Origin of the sequence: Gluconacetobacter diazotrophicus PA1 5, assembly GCF_000021325.1 — a bacterium.
Classification (GTDB): domain Bacteria; phylum Pseudomonadota; class Alphaproteobacteria; order Acetobacterales; family Acetobacteraceae; genus Gluconacetobacter; species Gluconacetobacter diazotrophicus.
The window spans coordinates 912,250-936,639 of the sequence record NC_011365.1; the positions used below are offsets into that span (position 1 = coordinate 912,250).

Sequence of the window (24,390 nt, forward strand, 5' to 3'; positions counted from 1 at the left end):
GCGCGGGATCGTCCGGGTCAGGCCGTCGCGGCTTCGCGCGCCCGCCGGTTCAGTTCCTCGACCAGCGGGGCGTCCCGTTCGTCCGGCTTGGGCCGGCCGAAAAGGTAGCCCTGGACCTCGGTGCAGCCTTCCTCGCGGACCCGGTCGAGATGGGCCTGGGTTTCGACACCCTCGGCAACCGTGGTCACGCCCAGACGCTTGCCCAGGCTGGCCACCACCTGAACCACGGCGGCGCAGTCGGGCCGGTCGACGGCATCGCGCACGAACGAGCCGTCGATCTTGATCTTGTCGAACGGGAAGGCCCGCAGATGGGCCAGCGAGGAATAGCCCGTCCCGAAATCGTCGAGCGCCACCCGGACGCCCAGGTTCCGCAATTGCTGCAGTTCGGCGGTCGTATCCCGTTCGTCGTAGAGAAGGGCCGTTTCGGTCACCTCGATTTCCAGCCGCTCGGGCGGCAGGCCGGAGGCCTCCAGGGCTGCGAGGATGGACGGGACGAGCGTTCCCTTGCCGATCTGGCTGGCGGAAATATTCACCGCGACGCGCGCGCCATCGGTCCAGCGGGCCGCGTCGCGGCAGGCCGTATTCAGCACGAAACCGCCGAGCTGGTCGATCAGGCCGCTTTGCTCGGCCACCGGCACGAACTCGCCGGGCGAAATCCAGCCGCGCTCGGGATGGTACCACCGCACCAGGGCTTCGCGGGCCGTCACGGTGCCGCTGTCGATGCCGATGATCGGCTGGTAGAAGACGAACAGCCCCTCCTCGCTTTTCAGCGTAGCCTGCAGCCTGGCTTCCAGGCGCATACGCTCCTGGATGCGGGCCTCCATCTCGGGCTGGAACATCCGGAACTCTCCCTTTCCGGCGGTCTTGGCCACATGGAGGGCGATATCCGCCCGGCTCAGCAGCGTTTCCCCGTCCTCGCCATGGAGCGGCGCCAGGGCGATGCCGACGGACGCGGTGATCTGGATGCTCCGGTCGTAATCGAGGTCATAGGGCTCGCTCAGGAAGGCGACGACACGCGCGGCCAGCAACGCGGCCTCTTCCGCGTTGTCGTGCGGAACGAGGACGGCGAACTCGTCCCCTCCCAGCCGTCCGACGACGGTCGCCGGGCTGTTGCACGTCGCGCGCAGGCGGCTTGCCACCTGGGTGAGCAGGATATCGCCGATCCGATGCCCCCTTGTATCATTCACCAGCTTGAAGCCGTCCAGATCCACGAACAGCAGTCCGACCCGGTTCCCGGGCGTGCCCAGGCGCTTGTCCAGTTCCTCGTGGAACGTGATGCGGTTCGGAAGCCCGGTCAGGATGTCGTAATGGGCCATCTGGAAGATGCGCCGTTCGGACTCCGCCTCCTTGGTCACGAGCGCCCAGGTCAGCATGGGGCCGATATACGTCCCGTCCGTGTCCGTGACGGCGGAAACCTTCAGGTCGATGACCTCGGGACCGAGGCTGATGCGGGCATTGTGCGGAAGGTTCGCGGGGTCGCCCAGAATCCGGCGCTGGTGTTGCGGGTGCCTGTGAAAGACGTCGATACAGGTGCCCGGCAGGTCGTCGGCCTTGATCGGCAGCAGGTGCTCGATCCGCCGGACCAGGCGTTTCGAGGTCTCGTTGACGTAATTGATCTTCAGCGTATCGGGTTCGACCGTCATCACCGCGACCGGCATGTCGTCGATCATGCGCAGCAGCCGGTTCTGCGCCTGTTCCTTGGACCGTGCCGCGATCGACGCGTTGACCATGCGGACGAAGTCGCGGTTCTGGATCAGCACCACGACCACCGAGGCCCCGATCACGAACACGACGTTGACCGCCATGCCGATGAACACGGGCTGTCCCGTCGAAGCGAAGAAGACCACGAAGGCGCTCCCGGCGACAGCGGCGACGATCAGGGCGGCCGAGCGCAGGTGGATCAGGCAGAACATCGTGCCCAGGATGGAAATCACCAGGAAGAACGCGACGTGGCTCTGTTCCAGCGCGTCGCCATAGGAAAACAGCGCGAATGCCCAGGCCGGAAAGACCACCGTCAGGGCCGCGGCCACGCGATTGGCGCGTCGCAGTTCCGCGAAGGCCGTTTCCACCGTCAACGCGACGTTTCTCTTCTTCCACCACACGACCAGGCGCGACAGGCATATGGCGGTCAGCAGCAGGGACGCATACAGGGTCAGCCACAGCGGCGCCCGATGGATGAAGGTCCCGGCCAGGACCCAGGCATCGGCCACCAGGATGAAATACATCAGCGGGATAAGGCGCGAGAGCGCCGCGAATTGCGCCTTCAGCAGTTCGGGGTTACCGGTGCGCACCGACAGGAACGTCGCAATTCCGGCGCAGATCGATTTCGGATTCATCAGGTCCTCACGCCGCCGCTCATGGGCATGGCTTGGTCGGTGGTGGCGTCAGCGGGCGAATTCGGCACGGGCGGACGCCCCGTTCCCGTCGCGGAGGGTTCGGCTTTCGCGGGTCAGCGTGATATGCCCGCTTCCGACGATCTGCCCGAGCGGGGCCGGCCGGCCAAGCAGGAAGCCCTGGGCCTCGTCGCACCCTTCGCTGTTCAGCATGGAAAGCTGGTCATACGTCTCGATTCCCTCGGCGAGCACGGGAATGCCGAAGGATTTGCCGAGGCCGAGCACGGCCCGGATGATGGCCAGCGTCTGCGGATTGGCCGCCGCCGCGCAGCAGAACGAACGGTCGATCTTGATCCGGTCGAAGGGAAAGGCACGAAGGGTATCGAGCGAGGAATACCCCGTTCCGAAATCGTCGAGCGCGATGGTGACCCCCAGCGCCTTGATTTCGCGCAGCACGTGCAACGCACGCTTCCGGTCCGCGAAGATCGTCGTTTCGGTCAGTTCCAGTTCCAGCCGTTCGGGCGACAGCCCCGTTTCGGCCAGCACGGTCCGGACCAGCTTCGCCAGATCGGCATGCACGAACTGCACCGCCGAGAGATTCACCGCGATCTTGTAGGGCGGCTCCCACGACGCGGCTTCCCGGCAGGCGGTTCGCAGGACCCATTCGCCGATCGGAAGGATCAGGCCGTTTTCTTCCGCAAGGGGGATGAACTCGGCCGGCGAGATCGAACCGATCTGCGGATGCTCCCAGCGCAGCAGGGCCTCGTAGCCGCGAATCCGGCCGGTCGCGATCGACGTCTGGACCTGGTAGTGCAGCGAGAGCTGGTCGCGCGCCAGCGCGTCGCGCAGGTCGGCGGCGAGGATGCGACGGGCGCGAAGGGCCTCGTCCATCTCGGGCTTGTAGAAGCAGATCTTCCGGATCGGATCGGCCTTGGCGCGATACATGGCCAGGTCGGCGTTGTTCGCCAGCAGTTCCTTGTCGGCGGTGTCGTCGGGCCAGATGGCCACGCCCAGGCTGCCGCCTGACTGGACCTCGAATCCATCGAGCCGCAGGGGCTTGAACAGGGCGCGTTCCAGGCGTCCGAGAAAGTCGGAAAGGTCCCGCCTGTCCCCCATGCGATACAGGGCCGCGAACTCGTCACCGCCGGTCCGGGCGACGAACTCGCCGTCGCGCAGCAATCCCTTGAGGCGCCGGCCGAGGATACGCAGCACCTCGTCCCCCGCCGCATGACCGCGCAGATCGTTGATTTCCTTGAAGCGATTGAGATCGATGCCGATAAAGGCGAACGTGCCCTTATTCTCCCGTGCCAACGCGATCTCGGAATCGAGACGGTCGTTGAAGCTGGCGCGGTTCGGAAGGCCGGTCAGCGTGTCGTTCATCGCTATATGATGCAGTCGCTCCACGGTTTCGGCCCGGACGCTGTCGTCGATCAGGTAACTCGCCAGCCCGGCGCCGACGATGACCAGCGCCGTAGCGGTGATCGCCAATGCCAGGGCATGCAATGCCTCGGGATTGGCGAACGACCCGTCGATGGGCGCGGGCGTGATGCGCAGCGCGGCCATGCCGGTGAAATGCAGCCCGATGGTCGCCAGCACCAGCAGGCCGGCCATCAGGTTGCGGGCCTGCCGGCCCCGCCGCGCGGCGACCTGCAGTGCCACCGCCGACAGGCCGACGGCAAGCACGATGGATACGACGAGAAGACGCCTGTCCCACGACATGACGCCCTGCACGCGATAGGCCGTCATCCCGGTATAGTGCATGGCGGCAATCGACAGGCCGACGATCCCACCGCCCAATGCGGGCGCCAGCCCCGTCCCGCGGTTTCCGGCCAGGACGAAGCCGGCCGTGCTGCCGATGACCGCGATCAGCAGGGATACGATGGTCAGGACCGGATCGAACCCCACGGGAACGCCAGGATGAAATCCAAGCATGGCGATGAAGTGGGTACACCAGATCGACACCGCCGCGGTCAGGGCCGTCAGGAAGTGCCAGCCATATTTCTGCAGCCCGGTCGTATCGAGCGTGCGGAAGAACAGCCGCGCCGTCACCCAGGACCCCAGGCCGCAGAGCAGCCCGGCGGCGATCACCAGGGACAGGCTGTGTTCAGCGATGATGCAGCCGAAGATCGTCCTCATCGAAGGTGCGACGCAACCCTGGCGACGATCGCGGTCCCGCCGCATAGCGCCACAAGCAGGGCCAGTGACGCGAAGTAATACGATTGTAGATCGACCGGAAGCGGACCGCCGGCGAAACATATTGTAAAAATGGAGAGGATGAGCATGGCCCCGATACTAACGGCGATCCGGGTCATCTGTCTATCCGGCGGGCTGTCGCCCAATGCCGGGGACCGAAATGGGCGACCAGGCAGGCCCGATCCCCCATTCCGGCATTTTTATTCTCAGGCTGTCTTCATATGACGACGCGATATATGATGATGCGGCTCAGCGGCCCAGCGACCGATCGTAATACTCGTCGATCTGGTGGCCATACATCTCGTCCCCCCAGTTCGGCATCGTGTCGTCGGTATAGGCCGGCGCGCCCTGGAGCTGTTCCCGCGTCAGGTCGACCACATAGCCGCTGAGGTCGGGATCGTAGGTCAGGGTCTTCCACGGCAGCGGGTGGTAGCTGTTCCCGATCCCGAGGAATCCGCCAAAGCTCATCACGGCGTAGGCGACATGACCGGTGCGCTTGTCCACCATGAAATGATTGACGGTGCCCAGCCGGTCGCCGCCCCGGGAATAGACCGCCGTGCCCTCCACCTTGTCCGAGGAGATAAGCTCGTGCGTCTCGCTGATCTTGTCCGTTGTAACGTTTGACATGACGTCCTCCGTTCGCTGATGAACGAGACCTGAGTTGGTGGGCCCACAAGACGGAACAAGGGGGCGCGCAGCGCCTGTCTCGCACAATAGTTTGAGGGAACGAAATACGTTTCTCAGTGCCCTTCCATGGACGGCACGTCGTCCTGCGCGTCCATTACCGAGACGTCTGGGACGGGCACGGCGCTGCGCACCCCCCATTCGCAGAACAGCAGAGAAACGACCGCCACCACCGCAAGGTCCCAGCCATAGGGAATCCAGCCCCGCCCGCCGAACGCCGTACTGCCGCCATAGGACAGCGCCGCGATGGTCGGCAGGTAGGCCATGAACCAGACCGCATGGCGGAAGGCCGCACGGTGCCGCGCCCACCCTTCATGCCGGCGGAACCAGGCATAGAGCGGCAGGAACATCAGCATCAGCAGGATGATGTCGCCGCTGAGCGGCCATCGCGCCCAATAGAGCAGCAGCGAGGAAAACATGAAGGCCAGCGCGCCCACCACCCGCATGGCCGGCACCCGCACCGGCCGGAGACGATCCGGCAGCGTCCGCCGCAGCGCCAGGGCCGCGATCGGCAGCATCATGTAGGAAATCACGGTACAGACCGAAATGACCGAGGCCAGGATACCCCACCCGCGAAAGCAGAACAGGAAGATGAACGCCACGCCCAGGTTGAACCACAGCGCCGGGCGCGGCACGCCGTACAGCGGATGGATGCGCCCCAGCAGGTCGGGCATCGTGCCGTTGCGCTGCATGCCCAGCGTCATGCGCGTGCTGCTGGCCAGATGGGTCGCCCCGGCGCCGCTGGGGGCGAGGAAGGCATCGAAATACAGCAGCATCGCCAGCCAGTTGAGGTTGAAGGCGATGGCAAGCTGCGCGAAGGGCGAGGAAAAGGACAGGCCGGCCCATCCCCCCGCCCCCGGCCGCACGGCGCCCAGGTAGGCGCATTGCAGCAGCAGGTAGATCACGGTCGCCAGCACGACCGAGCCCAGCACGGCGAAGGGGATGCTGCGCGCGGGATTGCGCGCCTCCCCCGCCAGGTTCAGCGGGCTCTGGAACCCGTTGAAGGCGAAGACGATGCCCGAGGTCGAAACCGCCGTCAGGATGCCCGACAGGCCATAGGGCATGAACCCGCCGGCACCATCGCCCACCAGGTTGCCGGCACGGAAGCTGCTGGCCATCAGCGCCAGCGCGGTGGCGGCCGGCACCACCAGCTTGAAGACCGTGATCATGGCGTTGAAGCGCGCGAAGAACCGCACGCTCCAGAAATTCAGCAGGAAATAGACCACCACCAGCACCGCCGCCGCCATCAGGCCCGGCGGCGTCAGCACGCCGTCATGATACAGCCCCCGCGCCCAGGGAAAGGACCAGGAACTCATATACTGCACCGACGCCTCGGCCTCGACCGGTACGACGCTGACGATCGACAGCCAGTTCGCGCTGGCGGCCATGAAGCCGACCAGCGGACCGTGGGTCAGGTTGGCGTAGCGCACCATGCCGCCCGCCACCGGGAACATGCCCCCCAGTTCGGTGGCCACGCCCGCGATCGCCAGCGCGATGACCGCGCCCAGCAGCCAGGCCAGGCTGGCCGCCGGCCCCGCCGTCGCGGCCGCGCGCTGGGCCCCGAACAGCCAGCCCGACCCGATCATGGCGCTCAGCCCCGTGAACATCAGTTGCCAGGGGCCAAGGGCGCGATTCAGGTGGGGTGACACGTCTGGGCTTCTCCGGCAGTCGGGCGGGGGTGGGTGCGAATCGCACGCGGATTTGCCCAACCAACATCGTTCCGCGTCCGGACGCAACAGGCCGGGGTCAGCCGGTCGCGTCGCCCGCCCGCATCCGGCGCGCGGCCTCCACCATCCCGGCGATCGCCGCGCGGACCTCGGGCCATTTCCGGGTCTTGAGACCGCAATCGGGATTCACCCAGATCTGGTCGGCATCGATCCGCGCGGCCGCCGCCGCCAGCAGCGCCGTCATTTCGGCCACCGTGGGTACGCGCGGGGAATGGATGTCGTAGACGCCGGGTCCGATTTCGGCCGGATAGCGATGCCCGACGAAGGCATCGAGCAGTTCCATCTTCGAGCGTGCCGTCTCGATCGAGATGACATCGGCATCCATCGCCCCGATGGCGGCGATGATGTCATTGAACTCGGAATAGCACATGTGGGTATGGATCTGCGTCACATCCGCCACCCCGGACGCGGCGATGCGGAAGCAAGCCACCGCCCAGTCCAGATAGGCCTGCCATTCCCCCCGCCGCAACGGCAGCCCCTCGCGCAGCGCGGCCTCGTCGATCTGGATGATGGCGGCGCCCGCCCGTTCCAGGTCCACGACCTCGTCCCGGATGGCGTAGGCGATCTGGCGGCACGTGGTCTCGCGCGGCTGGTCGTCGCGGACGAAGGACCAGTTCAGGATCGTGACCGGACCGGTCAGCATGCCCTTCATCGGGCGGGCGGTCAGCGACTGGGCATGGCGCCACCATGCCACGGTCATCGCCTCGGGCCGCGACACGTCCCCATAGATGATCGGCGGCCGGACATAGCGCGATCCATAGGACTGGACCCAGGCATGACGGGTGAAGGCGAAGCCCGACAGCCGTTCGCCGAAATACTGCACCATGTCGTTGCGTTCGAATTCGCCATGGACCAGCACGTCCAGTCCGGCCTCCTCCTGCCAGGCGACGGCGCGGGCGATCTCGGCATGCAGGAAGGCCTCGTAGTCCGCGCGCGGCATCTCGCCCCTGGCATGGGCGGCGCGGGCCTGGCGGATTTCCGGGGTCTGCGGGAAGGACCCGATCGTGGTGGTGGGATAGGCGGGCAGCTTCAGCCGCGCGCGCTGCGCCGCCCGGCGGACGGGAAAGGCCGATGCACGATGGGCCGCGGTCGGCCCTTCCGCGGCCAGCCGCGCCTGGACGACAGGATCGTTGATACGCGGCGAGGTCCGGCGCGACGCGACGGCGGCGGATGACGCATCCAGCGCCTCGCGCACGGTGGCCTCGCCCTCGTTCAACGCGCGCGCCAGCACGGCCAGTTCGGCGATCTTCTGCACCGCGAAGGCCAGCCAGGACCGGACATCCGTCTCCAGCGCCGTCTCGCGGTCCAGGTCCAGCGGCGCATGCAACAGCGAACAGGACGGCGCAAGCTGGAGCGTCCGTCCCGCACGCACCGCCGGGGCGATCCGCGCCAGGATGGCGTTCAGGTCGGCCCGCCAGACATTGCGCCCGTCGATCACGCCCAGCGACAGCACCAGGTCCGGCCGCGCGCCCGCCAGAACCGCGTCCAGTTGTTCCGGCGCGCGGACCAGATCGACATGCAGACCGTGAACCGGCAGCGACAGCGCCGTCGCCAGATTGTCGCCCAGCGCCCCGAAATAGGTCGCAAGCATCAGCCGCACCTCGCCCGCCCCCGCGCCGAGCTGCGCATAGGCCTGGACGAAGGCCGCCCGCGCCGCGTCGTCCAGATCCAGCACCAGGCAGGGTTCGTCGATCTGCACCCATTCCGCCCCGGCATCGGCCAGCGCCCGCAGGATCGCGACATAGACCGGCAGCAGGCGCGGCAGCAGCGTCAGTGGATCGAAGCCGCCGCCGCGCGCCTTGCCCAGCAGCAGGTAGCTGACCGGCCCCAGCAGGACGGGCCGGGTCTCGATTCCCTGGGCGCGGGCCTCGCGATACTCATCGACCGGCTTGGTCGAGGACAGGCGGAACACCTGGTCGGCCGAGAATTCGGGCACCAGGTAATGGTAGTTGGTGTCGAACCATTTGGTCATTTCGGAAGCGGGCACGCCCGCGCCGTGGGCATGCGCATGGCCGTGGGCGCATGTGTCCGCCTGCCCGTCCGGCGTCGCCTGGGTGCCGCGCGCCAGGGCGAAATAGGTCGCGCTGTCGACCGTGCCGCCGGTCCAGCCATAGGCCGGCGGAATCGCCCCGACCATCACGGTCGTATCCAGCACATGGTCGTAGAGCGAAAAATCGTTGGACGGGATCACATCCGCGCCCCGGTCGCGCTGCCACGCCCAGTTGGCGGCACGCAGCCGGGCTGCGGCGGCGTGAAGCGACGCGGCATCGGTGCGGCCGGCCCAGTGGTTTTCCAGCTCCGCCTTCAGTTCACGCCGGGGGCCGATGCGGGGAAAGCCCAGGGTGGCGACTTCAATCTTGGCGACGGTAACGGTCATGACAGCCTCGTCAGGTTGGGCGGGACCGGGGAACAGGCACGCGTCACCAGCCGCGCCGGATCATCCCGGGCACGGTGCCGTCACGACCCGTCCGGACACCCCGCCGGAGGATTCTTGCGGCCATGGCAGGTCTCCTGGCTCGCGGGTCCGCGCAATGGGTCCGGCCTTCCCGGGGCATGACGCCCCAGTGACGCGAATGGACCGATGCTCGCCGCCTACAGTTGCGGGGGCAGCGCCGGCGTCGCACCGGCTTCCCTCTTAGCCGTGCCCCGGAACGGGGGGCACGGAACCATGACGGGGCGGATTAAGGCGCGCGACGCCGACAGGAGTCAATTGGAATTTGCACATATAAGGATGTTGTTATATTCATTCTTCCATGACCCGCCCGCTCGTCATCTTCCAGGCCCTGGCCGACCCGACACGCCTGCGCATCCTGGCGCTGCTGCGCACGATGGAACTGTCCATCGGCGAAATCGCCCAGGTGCTGGGGCAAAGCCAGCCGCGCGTGTCGCGGCATGTGAAGATCCTGGTGAATGCCGGCCTGGCCGAGCGCCGCAAGGAAGGAAGCTGGGTGTTCCTGACCCTGGGGCCGCCCGACGACCTGGCCCCGCTGCTGGCCGCGATCGACCGCTGGACGCCTGCGGACGATGCCGAGCAGCAGGCCGATATCGCCCGGCTGAAAGCCGTGCGAGCGGTCCGCGCCAGTGCGGCCGAGGATTATTTCGAAACCCATGCCGCGAACTGGGACGCGCTGCGCTCGCTGCACGTGGCGGAAGGCGATGTCGAGGCCGCGATCCTGCGCGTGCTGGCGCCCGATCCGATCGGGCGCCTGGTCGATATCGGCACCGGCACCGGGCGGATGCTGGAGGTGCTGGGCCGCCAGGCCGACAGCGCCGTCGGCTTCGACCGCAGTCCGGCGATGCTGCGCCTGGCCCGCACCAAGCTGGCCCAGGCGGCGACGACCGAACCGGGGCTGGAGCACGCCGAACTGCGGCAGGGCGACATGTATGCCCTGCCGCTGCCCGCGGCATCGGCCGATGTCGCGATCATGCATCAGGTCCTGCATTACGCGCAGCACCCCGCCGCCGCGATCGCCGAGGCCGCGCGGCTGCTGGCCCCGGGCGGGCGGCTGCTGATCGTGGATTTCGCCCCGCATGACCGCGAGGACCTGCGCGAGCGCGACGCGCATGTCCGCCTGGGCTTCACCGACCGGCAGATGTCCGACTGGTTCGCCGCCGCCGGCCTGTCCTGCGCGCCCCCGGTTCACCTGGATGGCGAACTGACCGTCAAATTATGGCTGGGCCGCCGCCTTTCGGCACCCGCTGCCCCGATCCACCACCCTGCGTCATGAAAGCGGTTGAATGTCCCTGAATCCGTCCGCCGACACACCGTCCCCCTTGGGAATGTCGTTCGAATTCTTCCCGCCCAGGACTGACAGGATGGCGGAGACGCTGCGCCAGACCGTGGCCAGCCTGGTGCCCCTTGCACCGCGTTTCATGTCGGTCACCTATGGCGCCGGGGGATCGACGCGCGACCGCACGCTGGACATCGTCGCGTCGCTGGTTCGCGAAACCACCGTGCCGGTGGCTGGACACCTGACCTGCGTCGACGCCTCGCGCGATCAGGTCGATGCGGTGGCGCGCGCTTATTGGGACGCGGGCGTGCGGCATATCGTGGCCCTGCGGGGCGACCCGGCCGAGGCGGGTGCCGCGTACGTACCGCATCCCGACGGATATGCGAACGCGGCGGCGCTGGTCGCCGGCCTGCACCGCATCGCGCCGTTCGAGATTTCGGTCGCCGCCTATCCCGAAACCCATCCCGCCGCCGTCAGCGCCGCCGCCGACCTGGACAATCTGAAGGCCAAGATCGATGCCGGCGCCACGCGGGCGATCACGCAATTCTTCTTCGAGTCCGAAACGTTCCTGCGCTTCCGCGACCATGCCGCTTCCGCCGGGATCACGGCCGAAATCGTGCCCGGCATCCTGCCCGTGGGAAATATCGCCCAGGCCTATCGCTTTGCCGACATGTGCGGCGCACGCGTTCCGGACTGGATGCGGCGCCTGTTCGACGGGCTGGACGACCAGCCCGGCGCCCGTGCCATCGTGACGACGACGGTCGCGACCGAACTGTGCCGGCGCCTGCGCGAGGAGGGGGTCGATCATTTCCATATCTACACCCTCAACCGGGCCGACGCCTCGCTGGCGCTGTGCCGGCTGCTGGGCCGGTAACGGAAAAAAACGCGGCGGGCCTGCAACTTGGGGTGGGTGTCGGGCGCTTGATCATGCGATGGCCTCCCCGATCCGCCCTGCCATGAAAGTCCCCGACATGTCGGCCGCCCCGTCACCGCGCGCGCTCCTGTCCGCCCTCCTGTGCCTGGGCATGCTGCCCCTGGCCGCATGCAGTTCCGCCAGCGGCGAGGGCGACCATCACCCGCCCCACGACCGCAATGTCATCGTCGTCCCCCGCGGCACCGACGTGGTCTGCCCCGACGGCACCCATCCCCCCTGCCCCTGAGACCGGTCCCGTATCTACGGGGCCGCGGACGGGACAGGACACAGGGCCCTTGCCGCGCGTGCGCCACGCGCCATGACCTGGCCGGCGAACACAGCCATGCGGTCCGATACCGGCAGCCCGGCCCGGCCCAGCGCCTGCGCCACCCATCCGTTGCAGGTGTGGAACAGCGTGTAGCGGCTGCGCGCCGCATAGAACAGGCTGTCCGGATCGTGCCCGACCGCCACCAGGCGCGGCGCACCGTCCCGTCCGGAGGCCAGATCCCCCCAGATGAAGGCCGACAGACGCTCCACCTGCGCCGGCTTCAGCGTCAGGATGACCACGGGTCCGGTGCCATAGGCCTGGTCCGGCGCGACGGTCAGCGCAACGACCTGGATGACGGCGGAGCCGGGAAACGGACCGATCAGGTAATCCTCCAGGCTGGTCGCGGGCGCGGTGAAGAACGTCTTCTTGCCGTAGCCGAACAGGATGGTCCGCGCGCCCGGAAAGACCTGGCGATAGAAACCCAGCGGCCCCGTCAACGCCGCCGCCGGAATCCCGATTTCGGTATGCCAGCCCCGGTCGACCAGATAGACCGGCACCGTTGCCCCGGACAGCGTTCCCACGGGCCCGCAGGCCGGCGGCGTGGCCGGCGCGCAGCATGACAGCGCCAGCAACAGGACCAGGATCAGCCGCGCCGACTGCTTCACGCACCGTCTTCCAGCATGATCGTGCTCCTGCTTGTCGCATTGCGTGATGAAAGACTATGTTGGCCGGCCAGAACTTGTACACCGCCTGCACTATCGGAAATGATACCATTATGCCGCGCGAGCGCACGCCCCGCTCCCCCATTTCCTCCATCGACGTCGCACGGCTGGCCGGAGTATCGCAATCGGCGGTTTCACGCAGTTTTTCCCCCGGCGGCAGCGTATCCCCCGCGATGCGCGAGAAGGTTCTGGCGGCGGCCGCCGTGCTGGGATACCGGCCGAACCTGATCCCCCGCATCATGCTGTCCGGCCGGTCGCGGATGATCGGCGTGGTGGTCGGGGGGCTGGACAATCCCTTCTACGCCGCCGTCCTGGATCATTTCGCGGTCGTCCTGCGCGCCGTGGGGCTGCAGGTCCTGCTGGTGCAGGTGCCCGATGCCCTGGCGCTGGACGGGGCGCTGGACCAGTTGGCGGGCTACCGGGTCGATGCGGTCGTGACCGCGCTGGCCGTGGGCACGCGGCAGGCCGCGACGGCGCTGTCGGACCTGCGGATACCGATCGTCTGTTTCAATTCCCGGCTGACAGCGCCGTGGATTTCCACCGTCCGGTCGGACAACCGCGCGGCGGGACAGGCTGCGGCCCACCTGCTGGCCGATCGCGGGGCGCGCCGCACCGCATGGCTCGCCGGCCCGCGCGACAGCGCCGCGACCCGCGCGCGGGCACGCGGCTTCCTGGATGGATTGGCCGCCCGCGCCCTGCCCGCGCCCGTCGTCATCGAGGGGCAGGATACCTATCACGATGGATATGCGGCGGTGCGCGACCTGTTGCGGGGGCACCGGCCGCCGGAAGCGTTCTTCTGCAGCAACGACATGATGGCATGCGGCGCGATCGACGCACTGCGCGCCCACGGCCTGACGGTGCCCGGCGACGTGCGGGTGGTCGGGTACGACAACATTCCCCAGGCCGCATGGCACGGGTACGACCTGACATCGTTCGACCAGCAGGTGGACCGCATGGCGGAAGCGGCACTGGACCTGCTGACCTCCGCCCTGGCCGACCCAGCGACAGCGGCGAAAGGGCGGACCCGCACCGTTCCCGCCCGGCTGGTCGAACGCGGCAGTACCGCGCCACAGGCCCGATAGGAAAATTTCAGAAGCGGCGTTCGCCGCCGACCCAGACCTCGCGCACCATGAATTCGCGGTCCATCACCACGAAATCGGCCCGCAGGCCGGGCAGCAGCGCGCCGCGATCCCGCAGGCCCAGATAGTGCGCGGCATTCCGGCTGACCAGCTTCGCGGCATCGACCAGATCGGTGCCGGCCGCGATCGCGTTGCGCAGCGCCCCATCCAGCGTCAGTACGCTGCCGGCCAGCGTGCCGTCAGGCAGGCGCGCAATTCCGTCGCGGATCGTCACCTCCTGCCCACCGAGCTGGCTGATCCCGTCACCCTGCCCCGCGCCGCGCATGGCGTCGGTCACGAACAGCAGGCGGTCGCCCAGCAGCCGGTGCGCCAGGCGGAAGCTGGCAGGATGGACATGATGGGTGTCGAAGATCAGTTCGGCATGACCGGCATCGCTGCATAGCAGCGCCGTCGCCGGGCCGGGCCGGCGGCCCTCGATCCCGCCCATGGCGTTGAACAGATGGGTGCCGCCCGCCGTCCCGCCGGCGGCGCAGATCCGGCAGATCGCCTGTTCGGCCTGTTCGAAGCCGGCGACGGTGTGGCCGATGCTGACGCGCACGCCGGCGGCGGCGAAGGCGGCAATGGCGCTGTCCGCATGCTCCAGTTCCGGCGCCAGCGTCACGACGCGCACCACCCCGGTCTGCAGCGCCGCACGGACATGATGGGGGTCCGGGGCGATGGCGAAGGGCGGCTGCGCCCCCAGCCGATGCGGACTGACGAACGGACCTTCCAGATGCGCGCCATGGATGACCGGGCCGTCCGCCATCCCGGCCTGCTTCACCTCGGCCACCGCATGCAGCGCGTCCATCACGTCCGGCCATGGCCGCGTAATGGTGGTCGGCAGGATCGTCGTCGTGCCATGGGCCAGGTGAAACCGCGCCATGCGCCGGATCGCCGCCGCGCCGTCCATCGTGTCGGCGCCGTCACCGCCATGCACATGCGCGTCGATGAAGCCCGGCAGGATATAGCGTGCCTCGGCCGGTCCATCCCCGCCGCTCACCTCGTCCGGCGCGATGGCGCGGATCGTCCCGTCGAAGGTGATGCGCCCCGCCGCCACCCGGTCCGGCAGGACGAGGTTTCCCCGAAGGATCATGATCGGACCATTTCCCCAAACACCGGCATTGCGCCTTGAACCAGCCCGGCTTTTCGCATGCATCATGCCGGTTGTACAGTAAATAACGGTCCCGCCCCACAACCCCGGCCGACGTTCCGCCGTTGTTCCGGTACCGCCAGGAGTACCGGCCATGTCCCACGCCAGCCCCCTGATCACCATCCTGGTCGTCGGCCTGACATTGGCCTTCGTGCTGGGAATGCTGGCCAACCGGCTGAAGATTTCGGTTCTGGTCGGCTACCTGCTGGCCGGTGTCGCGGTGGGGCCGTTCACGCCCGGTTTCGTCGCGGACCAGGAACTGGCCCTGCAACTGGCCGATATCGGCGTCATCCTGCTGATGTTCGGGGTCGGGCTGCATTTTTCGGTCAAGGACCTGCTGGCCGTGCGCGCCATCGCCCTGCCCGGCACCCTGCTGCAGGTGGCGCTGTCCAGCCTGGCCGGCATGGGACTGGCGCTACTGATGGGCTGGACGGTACGGGCAGGGCTGGTCTTCGGCCTGGCGTTGAGCGTCGCCAGCACGGTCGTGCTGATGCGCGCGCTGGACGAACAGCGGCTGATGGAAACCGAGCGTGGGCACCTGGCCATCGGGTGGCTGGTGATCCAGGACCTGGTGACCGTGCTGGTGCTGGTCATGCTGCCCGCGCTGGCCCCGGTGCTGAAGGACGGGACCGCCCATGCGCCCGCCCTGTCGGCACTGGCACTGACCCTGGCGCTGACCCTGGGCAAGGTCGCGGCGTTCATCGCGCTGATGCTGCTGGTCGGGCGCCGCGTCATTCCGGCGGCGCTGCATTACGTGGCGCGGATCGGATCGCGCGAACTGTTCCGCCTGGCGCTGCTGGCCGTGGCGCTGGGCGTCGCCTTCATGGCGTCGGAACTGTTCGGCGTCTCCTTCGCGCTGGGGGCCTTCGTCGCGGGCATGGTGCTGAGCGAATCCGCGCTCAGCCAGCACGCGGCGGAGGAAACCCTGCCGCTGCGCGACGCCTTCGCCGTGCTGTTCTTCATTTCCGTGGGCATGCTGTTCGAACCCACGACCCTGCTGCGTCACCCCGCCAGCCTGCTGGCCCCCCTGGCCGTCGTCTTCATCGTGACGCCGGCCATCGTGTTCGTCACCCTCTGCGTTCTGCGCCAGAGCCTGCGCACCGCGCTGACCATCGCCGCCGGATTGTCGCAGATCGGGGAATTCTCATTCATCCTGGCGACGCTGGGGGTCGATCTGGGATTGCTGGACGAATCGGCGCGCAGCCTGATCCTGGCCGTCTCGATCCTGTCGATCCTGCTCAATCCCCTGGCCTTCCTGGCGGTCACCCTGCTGGCCCCGTGGGCGGAGAGGATCGACGCCCTGCGCGCGGGACCACCCGGCGAAGCCGCGACGGTAGCCCATCCCAGCACCCTGCGCGGGCACGCCGTGGTCGTGGGCTATGGCCGGGTGGGCGCGCTGGTGGTGGACGGGCTGCTGCACCAGGGCTGGCCGCTGCTGGTGATCGAAACCGGGGACATGGCGATGCAGCCCCTGCGCGATCGCGGGATCGAGACCATTCTGGGCAATGCCGCCGATCCCGCGGTCCTGGCCGCCGCGAACATTCCCGAGGCCCGGCTGCTGGTCGTGGCAATCCCCGAGGCGTTCGAGGCCGGACAGGTGGTCGCGCAGGGCCGCGCCGCCAATCCGTCCATCACCATCATCGCCCGCGCGCATTTCGACAGCGCGGTCGATCACCTGCACCATCTGGGCGCGGACGTCGTCATCATGGGCGAACGCGAAATTGCCCGGGCGATGCTGGACCATGCCGAACACGACATATCCCCTATCTCTCCGGTACACGCCATGACGCGCGCCCTGCCGGAAATGGGCGGCGGCGCGGTGGCATAGCGCGGATCGGGATCAGGCTGCGAAAAACGCCGCCGTCGCCTGGGACAGCGCATGAAGGCCCGCGCCGCCGTTCCACACCATGCAGGCCGCCCAGGCGACGGCTAGCAGCACGGCCGCCCTGCCGCCCCATTCCGCCCACTGGGCCGCGGACGGCATGCGGTCCCGCCCGCGCGCCGGAATGGTCCCCGGACAGCCGCAGCGCGTGTTCATAACGCCCCCTGGCATAAGCGGGCACGACGGAATTGCTGCGCCACCCGGTGCGTCAGCACGACCAGGTCCGGCAATGTCTGGTTATGCAGGGAACGCACGCTGTCGTGCGTGGCGTAGAAGCGCCGGCCGCCGAGACCATCCAGCACGATGGCCGCGCCCAGGAAGATGCCGTCGACTTCGATAATCGTGGAATTCAGCATGGATATCCGTCCGTCGGTATATTCGGCGGCCGGCGGCATGCCGGTCCGTCAAGGCGTGGCGTTCGGCCCGCCGCGCTGGCCGCAGCGCCGCGCGCTACATCGGTGCCAGTTCCACATTCGCATCGCCATCGTGCCCCGATCCCGAAATCCCGACAAATCGCAGGATTTACCAGATCATACGTCATATATCGTCATTGTCAATAGTTATAACGAAAAGATTATGTTATTTTTCAAATCCACCACGCCATCCACGGCCTTAAGCGGCCTGCCGGATCGTTTCGGGTCGGGTGGATTTTCATGCCCCGTTGGCCCATCCTGCGCGCCATGCCACCGCAGAAGGTCTGGAAACGCATGAATCGTACCGTCTGGCTTCGTACCGTCGCCGCGTGCCTGGGTGGCTGGGCGGCCCTGTCCGGCCCGGCCCATGCCGCCGACAATCCGTTCCTGACCGCCAGCACGCTGCCGTTCCAGGCCCCGCGCTTCGACCTGATCCATGACGGCGACTACCAGCCCGCGTTCGAGCAGGGCATGGCGCAGCAGATGGCCGAAATCCAGGCAATCGCGGATTATCCCGCGCCCCCGACCTTCGACAACACCATCGCGGCAATGGAACGTTCTGGCCGCGTGCTGGACCGGGTGTCCGAGACCTTCGACGGGGTGTACCAGGCCAACACCAATCCGGCGCTGGATGCCGTGCAAACGGCCATCGCGCCGAAACTGGCCCAGCATCAGGATGCGATCTACCTGAATCCCGGACTGTTCGCCCGGGTCCGCACGCTGTACGACGCGCGCGCCACGCTGCACCTGACGGAAGAGCAGGCGCAGCTCCTGACGGTCTATTATCAGCAATTCATCCATGCCGGCGCGCAATTGTCCGCCGCGGACCAGGCGACGCTGCGCGGATTGAACACGCACCTGTCGCAACTGGAAACCCGCTTCCAGCAGACCTTGCTGACAGCGACCCGGCAGGGCGCGCTGGTCGTCTGGCGCCCCGCCGCCCTGCACGGGCTGGACCGGGCCGCACTGGATGCCGCCGCCGAAGCCGCCAGGGGGCGCGGGCTGACGGACGCATGGGCGCTGCCGCTGCAGAACACGACGCAGCAGCCGGACCTGCAATCCCTGACCGATCGCGCCACGCGCCAGGCGCTGTTCGCCGATAGCTGGCTGCGCGCCGAACACGGCGACAGCGGGGACACGCGCGCCGTCATCGCCGAACTGGCGCAGTTGCGCGCGCGCAAGGCAGCACTGCTGGGCTATCCCGATTACGCGTCATACGTGCTGTATGACCAGATGGCCGATACCCCTGCGAAGGTGCAGCGTTTCATCGCGCAGCTCGTGCCCGCGACGCTGGCCGAACAGAAGCGCGAAATCGCGGATATCCGCGCCGCCATCCATGTGGACGGCCAGACCTTCCAGCCCCAGCCGTGGGACTGGACCCATTACGCCGAACAGGTGCGCAAGGCGCGCTACGACCTGGACCAGAACCAGGTCAAACCCTATTTCGAACTGGACAGGGTGCTGCGCGACGGCGTGTTCTTCGCCGCCAACCGGCTGTACGGGCTTACATTCACCGAACGCAAGGACATCCCCGTCTACAACCCCGACGTACGGGTGTTCCAGGTCACCGACAAGGACGGGTCGCCGCTGGCGCTGATCTATTTCGATTACTTCAAGCGCGACAACAAGAACGGCGGCGCCTGGATGTCGAATTTCGTGGGGCAGTCGCACCTGCTGGGCACGAAGCCGGTGGTCTATAACGTCGCGAACTTCACCAAGCCGGCGCCGGGGCAACCCGCCCTGATCAGTTTCGACGACGTCACCACGATGTTCCACGAATTCGGCCATGCGCTGCACGGCATGTTCGCCGACCAGACCTATCCCACCCTGTCCGGCACCGCCGTGGCCCGCGATTTCGTCGAATTCCCGTCCCAGTTCAACGAACATTGGGCGCTGGACCCGATCGTCTTCGCCCATTACGCCAGACAGTACCAGACCGGCGCCGCGATGCCGCAGCCCCTGGTCGACAAGATCAGGAAGGCCGCGCGCTTCGACCAGGGCTACGCGCTGGGCGAGGTCATCGCCGCCGCCAAGCTGGACATGGACTGGCACATGCTGCCCGCCGGCGCCCCGCGCCAGGACGTCGACCGGTTCGAAGCGGACTCGCTGGCCCGATCCGGACTGGATACCACGGACGTTCCGCCCCGCTACCGGTCCAGCTATTTCCTGCACATCTGGGCCAACGGCTATGCCGCCGGCTATTATGCCTATCTGTGGACCGAGATGCTGGACGACGCGGCGTTTTCCTGGTTCCGCGCCCACGGCGGGCTGACGCGCGAAAACGGGCAGCGCTTCCGCGACATGATCCTGTCACGCGGGCATACGATGGCGTACGGCCCGATGTTCCGCGCCTTCTACGGCCAGGACCCCGATATCACCCCGATGCTGCGACATCGCGGGCTGGTCCCGGGCCAGGAGTGACCCGCACGCGTTGAGGCAAATCATTGGCCAGGCGCGACGGATGGCGCACCATGGCCCCGATTTTCGACAAGGAGAGACCACCATGGCCCGCGTTTCCGGAAAAGTGGCGATCGTCACGGGGGCGTCCCGTGGGATCGGCAAGGCCACCGCCCTGATGCTGGCCCGCGAGGGCGCGCGCGTCGCCGTCGCCGACCTGAAGGAGGACGAGGGCCAGGCGGTCGTCGCCGAGATCGGGGCGGCGGGCGGCGAGGCCCTGTTCGTGCCGCTGGACGTCAGCAGCGAGGACGCCTGGACCCAGGCCATGGCGGCGGTGACGGGCCGGTTCGGCCGGCTGGACATTGCCGTCAACAATGCCGGCATCGCGTTTTCCGGCACCGTGGAAAGCACGGACCTGGCCGAATGGCGCCGCGTGCAGTCGATCAACCTGGACGGGGTGTTCCTGGGCACCAAGTTCGCCGTCGCGGCGATGAAGGATCATGGCGGGTCGATCATCAACCTGTCGTCGATCGAAGGGCTGATCGGCGATCCGACGCTGGCGGCGTACAATGCCAGCAAGGGCGGCGTACGGCTGTTCACCAAGTCGGCGGCGCTGCACTGCGCGCGCTCGGGCTACAAGATCCGGGTCAATTCCGTCCATCCGGGCTATATCTGGACACCGATGGTCCAGGGCCTGACCGCCGACCAGGCCGCCGCCCGCGAAAAGCTGGTGGCGCTGCATCCGATCGGCCATCTGGGCGAGGCCGACGACATCGCCTACGGCATTCTTTACCTTGCCTCGGACGAATCCAAATTCATGACCGGCAGCGAACTGGTGATCGACGGCGGCTACACCGCGCAGTAAGGGATGCGAATCTGGGCCCGCGCGCCGCGATCGGATTAGACAATTTTCCGGCCTCGCTGCTACCGTTCCCCACGGTCAATAACTATTGGGACACGCTCCTCCATGAGCAAGGCTTTCATCGCCGCCGTTCTTCAGGATTCTCTTGCCTGCACAGGCGTCGCCGCCGGCAAGGCCGCCGACGACCTGATTACCGCCATCGTGGCAACCTTGCAGGAGGAAGGCGGTTTCACGCTGCCGTCGTTCGGCACATTCACCGTGCACAAGACCAAGGCGCGCAAGGCGCTGAACCCCCGCACCGGCGAACCGGTGAAGGTCAAGGCCGGCAAGACCGTCCGTTTCAAGGCCAGTCCCAACCTGAAAAAGGCGGTCTGATCAGGGGCCGGTCCGGCCCCGCCCCGCAGCGGCGCGTGCCGGACCACCCCGAACGGCCCTCCTCCCCGGCGGATGCCTTTCTGGCAATGCCGCTGGACGGCCGCGCGCTTCCGCGATCTGATAAAGCGACCTTTTGTCGTGCATTTCGCGTCCTGGTTGGTTCCGCCCTCGACGGTGGCATTCTATACGCAGCCGACCCACCCCACCGGCCAAGCCACCCGGAGCCCGTCAATGACCACCCTGCCTGCCGATCACCGCGTCACGCTGGAGGATTTGCTGTCCACCGTCGAATCCGTTCTGACGGGCGAACGCGACCTGATCGCCAACATGGCGAACATCTCCGCCCTGCTGTTCGAGGCGCTGCCGGACATCAACTGGGCCGGGTTCTATATCCTGCGTGACGGCGAACTGGTGCTGGGGCCGTTCCAGGGGCGGGTCGCCTGCACCCGCATCGCAGTGGGCCGGGGCGTCTGCGGCACCGCCGCGGCCCGGCGAAGCACCATCGTGGTGCCCGACGTGCATGCCTTTCCCGGCCATATCGCCTGCGACACCGCGTCCGAATCCGAAATCGTCGTTCCGATCCTGGACGGTGACCGCCTGATCGGGGTGCTGGATATCGACAGCCCGATCAGGGACCGTTTCACACCGCAGGATCGGCTGGTCCTGGAACAGGTGGCGGCGCTGCTTGTTCCCGCACCGACCGCCTGAGCGAGGGGACGCGTACACCCGGCGTACGGGCCGAGGGCGGCAGGTCGCTGTAGAACGCGAACGTGTTCCGCCCCGCCGCCTTGGCGTAGTACATCGCATGGTCCGCGCACGACATCAGGTGCGTGGGCGTATCGGCGTCGCCCGGCACGGCGGCCACACCGACGCTGGCGGTCACCGGGTATGAGTCGGACTCGACAGCAAACCCGCAGCGGAACTTTACCAGGAACGACTGAATCAGCATCTGCACCGCGGCGCTGCGCGGCTCGGCCTGGATCAGGAAGGCGAATTCATCCCCCGACAGGCGCGCAGCGATGCCCGGCGGTTCGTTGCAGGCCTCCGCCGTCTCGGCGGCCGAGGCCACCAGCGCCTTGGCCACCGCCACCAGCAGGGCATCACCGGTCCGATGGCCGTGCTCGTCATTGACCTGTTTGAAATTGTCCAGGTCGATGAACAGCATGGTCAGCGGGCGACCGGTTTCGGCGCTGTCCAGAAAGAACCGTTCCAGCATTTCGTTGAAATAGATCCGGTTGCCGATGCCCGTCACCGAATCCGTCTCGTACAGCCGTCGGGTCTTGCGCAGCGCCCGCGCCAGTTGCCCGTGCAGCATCCGCACATTCGCCGCCAGCCGCCCGATCTCGCCCCGTTCGGGCACATCGATGTCGATCCGGCGCTTTTCCATGATCGCCGTCACCTGCCGGTCCAGTTCCTCGATCGGTGCGATGATATAGCGCCGCACCAGCAGCATCAGCACACCGACCGACATCACGCTGAGGACCACGACGAACATCCCGATCACCATCGCGACCCGCGTCAGCTTCGCCCGCATATAGGACCCGGCCGGGGTTACCCGGGCGTACAGCGCGGGTGCCAGTCGGACGCTGGCGGACAGCCCCCTGCCCGGCACCGGCGGTGTGGCCGACAATTCGACCGGTGCCCCGTACTCGACCGCCAGGGTGTGGCGAATCGTCTCGAAACGGCTGGGCTTCACAGCGATCTGCAACAGGACGGACTGTTCCGGCAGCATCCCGGAGGAAACCGGGCGATTGCCCCGCGCCTGAACTTCCGCCGCATCCAGCAGATAGGTCGTGCCGTCCTTTTCCGTCACCAGGCCGGTGCGCGACAGCGCGTTGTCGGTCAGGACGGCGTGCGCGAATGCCGCCTGATGCTCGCCCAGCGTCTGGAACGGGTCCAGGCCGTTGTCGAAATAGAAGATCTCGCGCCCATCGGACTGGAAGACGCTGCACGACACCTTCGTCCCGTCATTGGGAACGAGTGATTGCAGGCTGTCCTGGATTCCGATGGCCAGGACACGGGTCCGGTAGGCCTGATCGGATTCGTTGATGAAGGACATGAAGGCGCTGCTGTTGCGGATGACGTACAGCAACTGCGCTTCGAGCGACACATAATCGGAATAGGACGTCTTGAGCTGGAACAGTTCCTGCTGCACGCGCGCCTTGTGCAGCAGGACCAGTGCGGTACGGTATCCCAGGAACGCCGCCCCGCCGGCCAGGATGTGGCCCAGCAGGACGATCGGCAGCAGGACCGCGAATGCGCGTCTATTGAGCGTCATGGATCGCAATCAGGGCGCCGAGAATCCGCCTCCGCAACGCCAGGCTGTCGGTCGGCACGGGCTTGCGATAGATGATGGGGTAGGATTGGGGCGGATAGATCTGGGGATCATCGCGGACCGCGCGGGGCAGCATCGCCTCGGCGCGCGGATTCGGTGTCGGCTGGTGCAGGAAGATCGCATCCCGGACCGCATTGTCCGGCCTGACCAGGAAGCGGATGAACTTCTCCGCCAGGTCGGGACGGGAGGTCCGGCTGAGCACAGCCAGGCAGTCGACCCATACCATCACCCCTTCACGCGGCGTGACGAACCGCCAGGGCTGGGTCTGGTCCGTCGTCATGTTCAGGGTCTTCTCGTCCCCCGTTCCCCCCAGTCCGATATCGATCAGGTCATGCACGCTGCGTTCCTGCTGCGCGGTGACGGGCAATCCATAGATCAGGACGGCCGGCGCCTGGGCGCGCAGCAGGTCGAACGCGCGGCGCAGGTCCTGGGGATCGCCGCTGTTCATCGGACGCCCCAGATAATTCAGGGCGGCAGCCAGCAGTTCCTCCTGATCATCGGGCATCGCGATATGTCCCACCAGCGCCGGGGCGGGCTTCAGCAGGTCGCCCCACGAACTGGGCGGCACCTTCAGCCGGTCGGCGCGGTAGACGATGCCGGTATTCCCCCAGCTATAGGGCACGCCGTAACGGCCGCACATCGCGCGCCACCGCCCTTCGCTCTGCTCCTCCGGCGGCAGGGGGAAGCGGGACTGGTCGAGCAGGAGCCCGCGTTCGCCGAACGCCTGGACGTGGGCGCTGTCGATTACCGCCAGGTCGATCGGCGCATTCACGTTCGCGACCATCAGGTCGCGCCGGTCCCCACTGTCGAAGATGATCTGGTTGATGTCGATGCCGGTCATGTCGGTCCACGACTTGACCACTTCGGGACTGACGCCCGATTCCCAGACCAGGAAATTCAGCGGTGCCGCCGATGATGCCTGGCAGCCGAAAACGATCAGGATCGCAGGCAGGATGATTCGGAAACCGGGACAGGCGCGCGCAATTCCCGTTCTGCCAGGCCGTCGCGATGTCCACTGCCGCATGCCGGAAAACAGCCCCTCCATTCCGGCCAACCCTTTGTCCCAATAGCGGCGACAGGCCGTCGCGCGAGTATAGTGCAAGACTCCTGGACGATATGACCGACCCCGCCCATCCACTTTGACGTTATTACGCATTCCCAGTCCATGATCAACCGCCGGCCCATGATCAGGCCGATTCTCTGATCGGAAAGACAGTATTGATTTTTCCCGTCATAAGTTCCACGTGACTCTAACCGGGTAACACGGAACTGATTACGATCCTCAAT

General features: G+C 67.2%; 21 protein-coding genes and 1 riboswitch. Of the genes, 10 read left to right on the forward strand and 11 right to left on the reverse strand.

Annotation, left to right across the window (positions count from 1 at the left end; translation table 11 throughout):
• Window positions 1-17: 17 nt before the first annotated feature.
• From GDIA_RS03945 to metE, 5 genes are all read right to left on the reverse strand, one after another.
• The gene (locus GDIA_RS03945; RefSeq protein ID WP_012553360.1) at window positions 18-2,336 is read right to left on the reverse strand and encodes a putative bifunctional diguanylate cyclase/phosphodiesterase; all 2,319 of its coding nucleotides are present in this window, start codon (window positions 2,334-2,336) and stop codon (window positions 18-20) included.
• 48 nt (window positions 2,337-2,384) lie between these two features.
• Entirely contained in the window at window positions 2,385-4,469 is a 2,085-nt protein-coding gene (locus GDIA_RS03950; RefSeq protein WP_012553361.1) for a putative bifunctional diguanylate cyclase/phosphodiesterase, read from the reverse strand.
• Between the two features lie 306 nt (window positions 4,470-4,775).
• A complete protein-coding gene (locus GDIA_RS03960) occupies window positions 4,776-5,153 on the reverse strand; it encodes a PRC-barrel domain-containing protein (RefSeq protein WP_012553362.1) in 378 nt (125 codons plus the stop codon).
• A 113-nt stretch (window positions 5,154-5,266) separates the two neighbouring features.
• Window positions 5,267-6,859 (reverse strand): APC family permease, encoded by a 1,593-nt coding sequence (locus tag GDIA_RS03965; protein ID WP_012553363.1) that lies wholly within the window; start codon window positions 6,857-6,859, stop codon window positions 5,267-5,269.
• A 97-nt stretch (window positions 6,860-6,956) separates the two neighbouring features.
• Complete coding sequence (gene metE / locus GDIA_RS03970) at window positions 6,957-9,293, reverse strand: 5-methyltetrahydropteroyltriglutamate--homocysteine S-methyltransferase (RefSeq protein ID WP_197535956.1); 2,337 nt, start codon at window positions 9,291-9,293, stop codon at window positions 6,957-6,959.
• A gap of 128 nt (window positions 9,294-9,421) precedes the next feature.
• Window positions 9,422-9,623: riboswitch (cobalamin riboswitch) on the reverse strand.
• A 67-nt stretch (window positions 9,624-9,690) separates the two neighbouring features.
• Between metE and GDIA_RS03975 the strand changes: the two genes are divergently transcribed.
• The 3 genes from GDIA_RS03975 to GDIA_RS03985 are packed head-to-tail and all read left to right on the forward strand — an operon-like array spanning window position 9,691 to window position 11,828.
• A complete protein-coding gene (locus tag GDIA_RS03975; RefSeq protein WP_012226594.1) occupies window positions 9,691-10,665 on the forward strand; it encodes an ArsR/SmtB family transcription factor in 975 nt (324 codons plus the stop codon).
• Window positions 10,666-10,675: 10 nt separating this feature from the next.
• Window positions 10,676-11,542 (forward strand): methylenetetrahydrofolate reductase [NAD(P)H], encoded by an 867-nt coding sequence (gene metF, locus GDIA_RS03980; protein WP_012553364.1) that lies wholly within the window; start codon window positions 10,676-10,678, stop codon window positions 11,540-11,542.
• 58 nt (window positions 11,543-11,600) lie between these two features.
• The gene (locus tag GDIA_RS03985; protein ID WP_012226596.1) at window positions 11,601-11,828 is read left to right on the forward strand and encodes a hypothetical protein; all 228 of its coding nucleotides are present in this window, start codon (window positions 11,601-11,603) and stop codon (window positions 11,826-11,828) included.
• A gap of 14 nt (window positions 11,829-11,842) precedes the next feature.
• Here GDIA_RS03985 and GDIA_RS03990 read toward each other — a convergent pair whose 3' ends face one another.
• Window positions 11,843-12,514: a DUF2459 domain-containing protein gene (locus GDIA_RS03990; RefSeq protein ID WP_012553365.1), complete on the reverse strand. Its 672-nt coding sequence runs from the start codon at window positions 12,512-12,514 to the stop codon at window positions 11,843-11,845.
• A 110-nt stretch (window positions 12,515-12,624) separates the two neighbouring features.
• On the opposite strand from GDIA_RS03990, the gene GDIA_RS03995 reads away from it, so the two are divergent.
• The gene (locus tag GDIA_RS03995) at window positions 12,625-13,653 is read left to right on the forward strand and encodes a LacI family DNA-binding transcriptional regulator (RefSeq protein ID WP_012553366.1); all 1,029 of its coding nucleotides are present in this window, start codon (window positions 12,625-12,627) and stop codon (window positions 13,651-13,653) included.
• A gap of 7 nt (window positions 13,654-13,660) precedes the next feature.
• Here GDIA_RS03995 and nagA read toward each other — a convergent pair whose 3' ends face one another.
• A complete protein-coding gene (nagA, locus tag GDIA_RS04000) occupies window positions 13,661-14,782 on the reverse strand; it encodes an N-acetylglucosamine-6-phosphate deacetylase (RefSeq protein ID WP_012553367.1) in 1,122 nt (373 codons plus the stop codon).
• Window positions 14,783-14,933: 151 nt separating this feature from the next.
• Here nagA and ybaL point away from each other — a divergent pair, with 151 nt between their 5' ends.
• Entirely contained in the window at window positions 14,934-16,667 is a 1,734-nt protein-coding gene (gene ybaL, locus GDIA_RS04005; RefSeq protein WP_012553368.1) for a cation:proton antiporter domain-containing protein, read from the forward strand.
• 12 nt (window positions 16,668-16,679) lie between these two features.
• On the opposite strand, the gene GDIA_RS04010 is transcribed toward ybaL, so the two are convergent.
• Window positions 16,680-16,823, reverse strand: a complete 144-nt coding sequence (locus tag GDIA_RS04010; protein ID WP_244455097.1) for a hypothetical protein — start codon at window positions 16,821-16,823, stop codon at window positions 16,680-16,682.
• Between the two features lie 50 nt (window positions 16,824-16,873).
• Window positions 16,874-17,116, reverse strand: a complete 243-nt coding sequence (locus tag GDIA_RS04015) for a hypothetical protein (RefSeq protein ID WP_012553369.1) — start codon at window positions 17,114-17,116, stop codon at window positions 16,874-16,876.
• On the opposite strand from GDIA_RS04015, the gene GDIA_RS19355 reads away from it, so the two are divergent.
• The 5 genes from GDIA_RS19355 (at window position 17,076) to GDIA_RS04035 (ending at window position 21,476) form a co-directional block, all read left to right on the forward strand.
• Window positions 17,076-17,432, forward strand: coding sequence for a hypothetical protein (locus GDIA_RS19355; protein WP_162013722.1), 357 nt, complete (start codon window positions 17,076-17,078; stop codon window positions 17,430-17,432). The genes GDIA_RS04015 and GDIA_RS19355 overlap by 41 nt on opposite strands.
• Window positions 17,429-19,555 (forward strand): M3 family metallopeptidase, encoded by a 2,127-nt coding sequence (locus GDIA_RS04020; RefSeq protein WP_049762994.1) that lies wholly within the window; start codon window positions 17,429-17,431, stop codon window positions 19,553-19,555. The genes GDIA_RS19355 and GDIA_RS04020 overlap by 4 nt, the downstream gene beginning before the upstream one ends.
• Before the next feature lie 82 nt (window positions 19,556-19,637).
• Entirely contained in the window at window positions 19,638-20,396 is a 759-nt protein-coding gene (locus GDIA_RS04025) for a glucose 1-dehydrogenase (protein ID WP_012553371.1), read from the forward strand.
• A gap of 102 nt (window positions 20,397-20,498) precedes the next feature.
• Entirely contained in the window at window positions 20,499-20,768 is a 270-nt protein-coding gene (locus GDIA_RS04030; protein WP_012226605.1) for an HU family DNA-binding protein, read from the forward strand.
• A gap of 231 nt (window positions 20,769-20,999) precedes the next feature.
• Window positions 21,000-21,476 carry a free L-methionine (R)-S-oxide reductase MsrC gene (locus tag GDIA_RS04035; RefSeq protein WP_012226606.1) on the forward strand — a complete coding sequence of 159 codons (477 nt, stop codon included), beginning with the start codon at window positions 21,000-21,002 and terminating at the stop codon, window positions 21,474-21,476.
• Here GDIA_RS04035 and GDIA_RS04040 read toward each other — a convergent pair.
• Both GDIA_RS04040 and GDIA_RS04045 read right to left on the reverse strand, forming a co-directional pair.
• Window positions 21,409-23,046, reverse strand: a complete 1,638-nt coding sequence (locus GDIA_RS04040) for a GGDEF domain-containing protein (RefSeq protein WP_012553372.1) — start codon at window positions 23,044-23,046, stop codon at window positions 21,409-21,411. The genes GDIA_RS04035 and GDIA_RS04040 overlap by 68 nt on opposite strands.
• Window positions 23,033-24,148, reverse strand: coding sequence for a polyamine ABC transporter substrate-binding protein (locus tag GDIA_RS04045; protein WP_012553373.1), 1,116 nt, complete (start codon window positions 24,146-24,148; stop codon window positions 23,033-23,035). Before GDIA_RS04045 ends, GDIA_RS04040 begins: the two co-directional genes overlap by 14 nt.
• Between the last annotated feature and the right edge of the window lie 242 nt (window positions 24,149-24,390).